This window comes from Desulforegula conservatrix Mb1Pa (assembly GCF_000426225.1).
Classification (GTDB): domain Bacteria; phylum Desulfobacterota; class Desulfobacteria; order Desulfobacterales; family Desulforegulaceae; genus Desulforegula; species Desulforegula conservatrix.
Genome location: NZ_AUEY01000127.1, coordinates 1 through 5,070, shown reverse-complemented (window position 1 = coordinate 5,070; position 5,070 = coordinate 1). Strand labels below are relative to the sequence as shown.

Sequence of the window (5,070 nt, the reverse complement as noted above, 5' to 3'; positions counted from 1 at the left end):
CTGGCAAAAAGCCCCATTTACAAAAAACAGGCTCAACAGAATCAGCACGCACGAAAACAACATTCCCCTCTTCATAAACCCCTCCGTTTTAAGATATGTAAGACAAACAATAATAAGGCAGGCTATCTATTCCAGGCATTAAAGATGCCGGATTTTCATGATTCAGCCGGGCGGCTGTTTTTTTCACATAATCAACAACAACATAAAATGTCAATATGATTAATGGCAATATCTCAATACAAAAAGCCCGAAAACCTGATATTTCAGGCTTTCGGGCTTCAATATTTACCCAAGTTTACCCAGTGCAGCATTACGAATAAATTCACTCGGAGTCATTCCAGCTTTTTCAGCAGCCGCTTCAATCTGCTCCCATTCTGATTCGTACCATCTGATCTGCTTTGTCAGGTTGCGCCCTGGCTTCTTCTCTTTATTTGAACTGCCGGGCTTTCGCCCGGCTCCTTGCCTTGTTCCGCCTCTCATTATGCTATGCCCATTCGTATGTGAAAGAATTTTCGATTGCTTCCTTGATATCCATGATTGTGTGTTCGCCTTCTTCAGGCCCTTCGACCATTACCATCAGCTGCCTGGAATTTCCAGCCCTTCGGTATGACCTGTTTTTGTTTTCCATCATTTCGTAGGCTTCTTCTTTGTTTTTATATGTTTTCATGGCGGCTTTTTTCCTTGTTTATTTGGTTGATTTGATGTGTTACGTTCGCTCCATTTGATATTTTTGTCAATACAAATAAAACAAAAAAGCCGGGAAACCCGATTATTTTCAGGTGTCCGGCTTTTTATTTAAAGAAGGTTTAAAGACTTATAAAATTTGGATTAATGAAGGGTTACGAACAAAGAATGGTTTCGCCTGACTTAGACAAACACTGTGCCTGTAAGCCAGCTCCAAAGTGCCGACAGATAAGATGTTTCGTATTGCAGATACACGCCATTAAAGGGCAAAAACCGCGTAAAATTTTGCCAAAACCCAAACAGGCAGTTACATTCCTCAGAGCTGCAAAGCCTGTGAGGAAGACCATAGAAGATAACCTTGACTGATTCATTCCCGCATATTGGGCATTTCATTTTTATTTCCCCTTTAATCTATTAAAAGCTTCGTGCAGTTTTCGAAAATGCCCGATAGACATCGATGGTATTACAAGATTACTGTCTTTAAACGCTTGCAGCTCATTATTATCAGAAAGATGACATTCCTTAATTTTATCAAAGGCATCTACAAAAGGACGCAGTGCTTCTATTAAATCAGCCATCCGGCTTAATAGCTCGGCTGATTCCTTGAGCATGGTTATTTCCTCAAGCAAGCCTGGCACATCGCCTTGTTCAACCCCAAGATAATCAGCTATCTTTGTGAACACCGCCGCCATAGCCTTGTTTTGTTCTCGCAGGTTTTCTATGACTTCCGCATTATTCAGACTATTTATTTCACCACACTGCTCAGACTCTTTCAAAATAGCTTCTTTGACGAGTTCAATAATCCGGCACAAATACTCGTATTTATGATTCGCTTGGCGGGGAAGGCAATCATACCAATCTTCGCCATATATTTCGAACATAATGTCTCTGTCGAGATCACTGACATCATCAGCTGCATATAAACGGTCAGCTTCATCGAATAGCTCCCTTGCCTTGGTCTCAGAAAGATCATCATCTCTTCTTAATTCACAAATACGCTTTTTAGCGTGCTGAGGTAACTGACAAAAGTCATATACGGTTCCTTCTGTTTCAGGACTGAGTTTATGAGCTATATAGCTTGTATTGCAGGAGCGGAAAAATTCTCTTATTGGAGTTTTTTTACCCATGCCGCCCCAGAAATACGACCAGCAATCATTGAAACACGTAATCGTGATTTTACCCTGACCAGGCCCAATGTCTTCAAAATATACGGCTATAGGATCTTGATTAGGGATTCCGCTGATTATCAACTTTTCAGCAATGCTTTTTTCTAATTTCATCACCCCTCCAAATAGTATTAAAACAACTCCAACTGCCTGAACCTCGGCTCAACCCTCTCCGCTTCGATCTCCTCGTGACCATCCTTGCAAACCTGAATCACGAAGCGTCTTGAGCAGCCAACTTCCCAGGCAATCCAGTCGAAACTTTTTTTCTGTTTTCTAAGTTCAAGAATTTTTTTGCGCTTGAGTCTTCGGTTGTATCTGTCGAGTGTGGGAAGATCCACGGACTCGCCCTGGAGGTAATCAGAAAGCACTGTGGCGGCTTCGAGGCCAATGACCACGGCAATGGAATGATCCGCAGTCACAGCCTTTGGCACGTAAAGCCTGCGGCCTCCGAAATGCCCAAGAAACGCCACGAAGGTTTCTTCATCCATTATGCTTTCAAGGTCTTCGAGTTTCATAAGTTCCTTTTTGTAGGGTGCGTGGCGTCTTTCCACGCACCATTTCAACCCGGTGCGTGCAAAAACGCCACGCACCCTACACCTGAATATTCTCTGTCTGCGCCTGTGCTTCTTCAGCCTGCTTTTTTGCCAGCCGTTTTTTATTGTATTCCAGTGCCGCCACAACCTTCCGCAGCTGCTGGCAATCGCACCATTCAAGCCTTTCCACACCGAACATCTTCTTTGCTATTCCGTGGCCATAGGCCCATTGCAATTTGCCATCAGCCAGAAGCGCCCCGATCTTGCCCATTAATGCAGTTTCAGGAGCCTGCCCCTTGACCGCCTTGGGCTGGTTCTTCCTCTTTTTGCTCTCAAAGCCTTTGGATTCAAGATGCGTGATGATCTCGTTAAGCTTGGGAATGCTGGCATCCTTGGATGATTTCAGGCCAAAGCTTGCCAGCATTTCCCGGTATGTGTCGTCATCCATTCCAAGCTGGGCCTTTGCAATGTGGATGGTCGCGAGCTTGGCTCTTTTGATATTGTTGTTGTTGGTTTTCATGGTTCATAATCCTTGAGTTCTGAGACATACGCTGCTTTAGTACGGCCAGCCGAACCACATGAGTTACAATGAACAGTACTATATTTACTTGGAGTAACCCTATAACCAGCAAATGCGGAGCAATGATGTTCTCTCAGCAATACAAACCAGGCTCTATCTTTCACCGGCTTTTTGCGTTCTTCGCACTTACACCCAAAAGAAACAGACATAATAAATCCTCCCTACCAGATCGAAATAACCCGGATATCCTTGTTGTTGGCTTCAAAATGACGTTTGAGAGGGCCAAAGCTCGACCAGCAACAATTAACGACCTGATACTGATTTCTGGAAGCCATCTCTTCCTTGTGGTTTTTACTAGATCCCCTGAGCATCTTTTTCATCTCTTTTTCTGGGATCAGCTTTTTTGTTTTTATTTGCCAGAAACGCCGTGCTTGCTCAGGGATCTGACCAACTTCACCGACCTTCATCCACTCACCTTTAATGTAGCCATCGACATACACAGCTGTAACGACTCTTTTTTTGATTAACTTTTGGCATAACTCTACTTTAAACCCATCAATAAGGAGCGATGTTGAACCATGAGGGTAATTCATCATTTCCTTGATCCTGGCCCAGTCATCCTTGGTTATTGGTCTTGCTTCGACTTGTGTTTTATCTTCCATTTAAAGATCCTTTACCTTGCCAGTTATTAAAACAACGTCTGCTGTTTCTTTGCCTGCTCATCAGCAAGCACCTTGCCCATTCTTCTAATCAGAAGATCCGCCTTTTCTGGGGTCATTGCGTCCGGCGCTTCGATCTTCACCTGATTTTTTGCAAAAGCCAGCAGATACTCGTTGCTCCAGCCAAGCATATTGCGAAGGGATTTGATTTTCTCCCTCTGATCCGGCCAGACGGTTTCATGCTTCATCACAGCTAAATTCATAAGCCTGTGTTCAAGCTCCCGGAATCCGGTTTCATCCAGATCCGTGAGCTTGTTCACGCCAAGCCCGGAAGCAAGTTCGTAAACCCGCTCCTGGCTGATTCTCCGCTTTGAGGCGAGAGACCATATGCTGTTGAGACTCTTTATTTTGTTTGCCATTTTATCCTCCGGCTGCTCGTCAGTGCCTGGGCCGCCCGGCCAAGCATACCGCCAAAAGGCGGTTTCGCTTAATCTCTTGTGATCCACTTCCTGATATTGCTCACAGCCGCATTCCAATCATTCGAGAGCCTTATCCTGATAAACCGTTCAAAAAGCTTGTCCATTGCTTCTACAGCTTGGTTGTACAGATAGATCCTCTCAAGAGTGGCGCCATCGCTGTCTTCAGCTATGCTTTCAGTCTGTGGAAGGTTCAAGGATGAAAAAGACAGCCAATCTGCATGGATCGTAAAATGATAAATATTTTCGCGTATTTCGAACGCCAGCCTGATCTTTGATACAAGAGCGCCTCGCCTGAGTGCGCTTGTGCATTCATCTCTATCGACAGAATCGTCGCCCTTGATGCTCAATGTTTCTTTTGGCATCTCATTTTCAAAAGAGATGTTGACAATATGTGTTGAAATGCCGATTTCCAGATCTTCAGAAATCCTGAATGCTTCATTTTCAGCCACATAAAACAGCCAGGTTAGGAACTCGGAACCTATGAATTTATATTTTTTGTAAGCTACTGACAGATCCAGCATAATTACACCCTGAAGCTTGAAGGTATTAGGTTAAGGAAAGCCGCATTCTCAGCCGGATTCAGCATCTGCTCCGCCAGAGTATAAGGGAAAAGCCTGATTGCCCTGAGTCCGAAAGACTTGCTGAAAAGCGTTTCAAAATCTTCTAATGCAGCTTTTGAGGCTGCAAAAATATGCACTTCGTTTTTGGCTAAATCCCATAAAACATTATGTATACTTGGCTTTAGAGGAGCCTTGGAAAACAGCATGGCGTAAACTGATTCTTTGATTTCTTTTTTTTCGGCTTTGGTTAAAAAAGACTTGCCCGACCCGGAAAGACGCTTCTTTGATTCAATAACCACATGCTTTTGTAGAAGCCTGGCAGGAACGTCTTTCGTGTCGATTCTGAGGGAGAAGAGCGCATATTCCATGATAAAAAAGGACTGCTCATTCTCATAGTCTGTGTCATAAGGCTCTGAAAAGCCTGTCCATCCAGACATCATTGAGGCTCCTTCATCTTCAATCTCAGGGT

Annotated in this window: 9 protein-coding genes and 1 other RNA gene; all 10 read right to left on the bottom strand. The window is 44.0% G+C overall.

From position 1 onward, the window contains the following. Nucleotides 1–285: 285 nt before the first annotated feature. Complete coding sequence (locus K245_RS0120560) at nt 286–480, bottom strand: plasmid mobilization protein (protein ID WP_027360677.1); 195 nt, start codon at nt 478–480, stop codon at nt 286–288. Nucleotides 481–484: 4 nt separating this feature from the next. Continuing rightward, nucleotides 485–667 carry a hypothetical protein gene (locus K245_RS0120555; protein ID WP_027360676.1) on the bottom strand — a complete coding sequence of 61 codons (183 nt, stop codon included), beginning with the start codon at nt 665–667 and terminating at the stop codon, nt 485–487. A 412-nt stretch (nt 668–1,079) separates the two neighbouring features. After that, nucleotides 1,080–1,964, bottom strand: a complete 885-nt coding sequence (locus tag K245_RS0120545; RefSeq protein ID WP_027360674.1) for a hypothetical protein — start codon at nt 1,962–1,964, stop codon at nt 1,080–1,082. A 17-nt stretch (nt 1,965–1,981) separates the two neighbouring features. Next, a complete protein-coding gene (locus K245_RS0120540) occupies nt 1,982–2,365 on the bottom strand; it encodes a hypothetical protein (protein ID WP_027360673.1) in 384 nt (127 codons plus the stop codon). 76 nt (nt 2,366–2,441) lie between these two features. Next, nucleotides 2,442–2,903: a gp16 family protein gene (locus K245_RS25740; RefSeq protein WP_051284501.1), complete on the bottom strand. Its 462-nt coding sequence runs from the start codon at nt 2,901–2,903 to the stop codon at nt 2,442–2,444. A gap of 221 nt (nt 2,904–3,124) precedes the next feature. Then, nucleotides 3,125–3,565 (bottom strand): hypothetical protein, encoded by a 441-nt coding sequence (locus K245_RS0120530; RefSeq protein ID WP_027360672.1) that lies wholly within the window; start codon nt 3,563–3,565, stop codon nt 3,125–3,127. Nucleotides 3,566–3,591: 26 nt separating this feature from the next. Continuing rightward, the gene (locus K245_RS0120525; RefSeq protein WP_027360671.1) at nt 3,592–3,981 is read right to left on the bottom strand and encodes a hypothetical protein; all 390 of its coding nucleotides are present in this window, start codon (nt 3,979–3,981) and stop codon (nt 3,592–3,594) included. Between the two features lie 6 nt (nt 3,982–3,987). Then, nucleotides 3,988–4,051: hammerhead ribozyme type II (locus K245_RS27520), an RNA gene on the bottom strand. Beyond that, nucleotides 4,050–4,562, bottom strand: a complete 513-nt coding sequence (locus K245_RS0120520) for a hypothetical protein (protein WP_027360670.1) — start codon at nt 4,560–4,562, stop codon at nt 4,050–4,052. The genes K245_RS27520 and K245_RS0120520 overlap by 2 nt, the downstream gene beginning before the upstream one ends. 2 nt (nt 4,563–4,564) lie before the next feature. Next, nucleotides 4,565–5,070: recombination-associated protein RdgC (gene rdgC / locus K245_RS25735; protein WP_035277833.1), on the bottom strand; the 506-nt coding region annotated here is incomplete at its 5' end.

Excerpts from the sequence above, each read along its gene's own strand:
- K245_RS0120560 (WP_027360677.1), bottom strand. The coding sequence starts at position 480 with ATGAGAGGCGGAACAAGGCAAGGAGCCGGGCGAAAGCCCGGCAGTTCA.
- K245_RS0120555 (WP_027360676.1), bottom strand. The coding sequence starts at position 667 with ATGAAAACATATAAAAACAAAGAAGAAGCCTACGAAATGATGGAAAAC.
- K245_RS0120545 (WP_027360674.1), bottom strand. The coding sequence starts at position 1,964 with ATGAAATTAGAAAAAAGCATTGCTGAAAAGTTGATAATCAGCGGAATC.
- K245_RS0120540 (WP_027360673.1), bottom strand. The coding sequence starts at position 2,365 with ATGAAACTCGAAGACCTTGAAAGCATAATGGATGAAGAAACCTTCGTG.
- K245_RS25740 (WP_051284501.1), bottom strand. The coding sequence starts at position 2,903 with ATGAAAACCAACAACAACAATATCAAAAGAGCCAAGCTCGCGACCATC.
- K245_RS0120530 (WP_027360672.1), bottom strand. The coding sequence starts at position 3,565 with ATGGAAGATAAAACACAAGTCGAAGCAAGACCAATAACCAAGGATGAC.
- K245_RS0120525 (WP_027360671.1), bottom strand. The coding sequence starts at position 3,981 with ATGGCAAACAAAATAAAGAGTCTCAACAGCATATGGTCTCTCGCCTCA.
- K245_RS0120520 (WP_027360670.1), bottom strand. The coding sequence starts at position 4,562 with ATGCTGGATCTGTCAGTAGCTTACAAAAAATATAAATTCATAGGTTCC.